2 protein-coding genes and 1 tRNA gene are annotated in these 2,255 nt (G+C 67.8%); 2 read left to right on the forward strand and 1 reads right to left on the reverse strand.

What is annotated here, in order from left to right; all coding sequences use genetic code 11:
* The first annotated feature begins 151 nt into the window (after nucleotides 1-151).
* A tRNA-Lys gene (locus tag GWK61_RS54155) sits at nucleotides 152-224 on the forward strand.
* A gap of 156 nt (nucleotides 225-380) precedes the next feature.
* Here the strand turns inward: GWK61_RS54155 and GWK61_RS54160 are convergent.
* A complete protein-coding gene (locus GWK61_RS54160; protein WP_194922223.1) occupies nucleotides 381-1,067 on the reverse strand; it encodes a hypothetical protein in 687 nt (228 codons plus the stop codon).
* Nucleotides 1,068-1,319: 252 nt separating this feature from the next.
* On the opposite strand from GWK61_RS54160, the gene GWK61_RS54165 reads away from it, so the two are divergent.
* Nucleotides 1,320-2,084: an IPT/TIG domain-containing protein gene (locus GWK61_RS54165; RefSeq protein ID WP_194922224.1), complete on the forward strand. Its 765-nt coding sequence runs from the start codon at nucleotides 1,320-1,322 to the stop codon at nucleotides 2,082-2,084.
* Nucleotides 2,085-2,255: the final 171 nt, after the last annotated feature.

The following is a 2,255-nucleotide window of genomic DNA, read 5'->3' on the forward strand; positions in this document are numbered from 1 at the left end:
GGTAATAACTCGGCAACGGCCCTGTTACACCCCCCGCAACCCCCACGGTGGCCACGACGTGGCCGAACCCCCGACGCCCGGTTAACGATTTCGGGCCACGGCAGGTGGTCTGCTAATGTTTCACCCGTCAACGCGACACCGGAAAGATCAGGCGCCGCTAGCTCAATAGGCAGAGCAGCGGACTCTTAATCCGCGGGTTCGGGGTTCAAGTCCCTGGCGGCGCACCCGTAGTCAAACCCCTGGCAGCTCGACTGGCCAGGGGTTTTGTGTTTTCGTCCTCGATCAGCGCTCGCTCACCAACACGGCCGCCGCGGAGGAGCTCCCGCAGCGGCCGCGTTGGGTTTCAGGGCCCTTGCCATTAGCGCCTGTCGGCAGTGTGGTTAGTTCACGAAGACCGGTGGGGTTCCGGCGATGCTCGAGTCCAGCAGGGGCTGGTAGGTGAAGGACAGGAACTGGAGTGGGCCGCCGCAGGGGCCGGCGGGGCCGGCTATGAGCTGGATCTTCTGGTTGGTGACGATCAGCTGGTTTCCGGGGTTTGCGTAGTTCCCCTGGTTGATGGCGCCGCCTGGTCGCCATACGCAGTTGAAGATGGCGCCGGGGACGGACTCGACGATGGTGAGCTGGACCGGGGCGCCGGCCGGGACGACCTGGACGGGGAAGCCGGCCGCGTCGTTGAACAGGACGTTGTTGTTCGGGAGGTTGTTCTCCGTCACGCTCAGCACGGTCGATCCGGGGATGGTGGAGACGCAGGAGCCGAAGCCGAGGGCGACCAGCTTGGTCACCGCGACTCCGGGTGCCGCCGGATTGTTCAGGACCTGCACGCCGATGTTCGACACCGAGCAGGTGGTGCCCACGGGGCCGCCGGGGGTGGTGTAGAAGGTGGCGTTGGTGCCGGGCTGGAGGTTGCCGGTCAGGACCTGGCCGGCCGGGATGTTGGGGCCGCCGGGACCCGGGGCGCCGAAGGTGAGGACGCCGACCGGTGCGGCCGCCGAAGCGGTCCCGATCACCGTCGCCGTGGTCAGCACGGCGACGGCCGCCGCCACGACGAGTGCCTTGAGACTGTGCATGTGCCTCTACCTCTTCCTGGAGGGAGCTTCGCACTTGCTTCGAACCGAACGGTTCATCAGTATTCTGATTCACTATGCGCCGATTGCCCACCGGTCGGCGCCCGTGTATCGAGGAAGCCCTGGCTGTTGCCCCTGGGCTCACACGCCGGCCGGGCGCTACGTGTTCCCTCTCCACGACAGGCAGCCGTAGCCGCGGTACACCTGGAGAGTGTTCGTGCTCTGATTCAGCGACCATCGGGAGGGGATCAAGCAGTGCTGTCCAAGCTGAGGAAGACCCGACGACGACTGACGTCGGGCGCCGCCGCGTTCGCGCTGGCCGTCGCCGGGTTGGCCGGCGCGGCGGCGGCATCGCCGGCGCATGCGGCCACCATGCGCGTGCCGGCCTCCGTCGCCGACTACGCCAAGTCCACCGAGAAGCTCACCGACAGGCTCACCGATCCGGAGTCCCTGTCCCTGATCACCGGCCTGAGCCCGTCCGGCGGCGTATCAAGCGGCGGCACCGTGGTGACGATCACCGGCACCAACCTGTCCAGCACCACCGCGGTCTACTTCGGCGGGACGGCGGCCTCCGCGTTCACCGTGGACTCCGACACGCAGGTCACCGCGGTGACCCGGGCGCAGACCAACGGCACCGTCGACGTGACCGTCACGACCGCCGCGGGCATCAGCCCGGCCACCACCGCCGACCAGTTCACGTTCTTCTCCCCGGTACCGGTGATCACCTCGGTGAGCCCGTACGTGGGCATCTACCTCGGCGGCACCACCGTCACGATCACCGGCATCCGGTTCCCCGGCACGTTCCGCGTGTCGTTCGGCGGCGTGGCGGCGTCGTACACGCTGGACTCGCCCACGCAGATCACCGCCATCGCACCACCGATCAGCTCCTATATGACAGCAGCGGGAAGCAAGGCGCTCCGGCCGAACCTGGCCTTCACCGTCGACGTCAGGGTCTCCACCGACGTCGACACCAGCGCGATCAGCGCGGCCGATCACTACACCTACGCAGTCCCGGGCTGACAAAGCGAAAGCGCCCCGGTCGTCCGGTCGTCAGACCGGACGACCGGCAGGTACCGCCCGCCCGAGATCGGCCGAGATACCGAACCCGCAGGACGATGACACAACGTCATCGCCCTCCGTATCCTGTGCCGATGACGGACGCCCCGCCCCCACCACCGCCGACCGACGCGG

This window comes from Catenulispora rubra (genome assembly GCF_015356825.1).
GTDB classification, from domain to species: Bacteria; Actinomycetota; Actinomycetes; order Streptomycetales; family Catenulisporaceae; genus Catenulispora; species Catenulispora rubra.

Excerpts from the sequence above, each read along its gene's own strand:
- GWK61_RS54160 (WP_194922223.1), bottom strand. The coding sequence starts at position 1,067 with ATGCACAGTCTCAAGGCACTCGTCGTGGCGGCGGCCGTCGCCGTGCTG.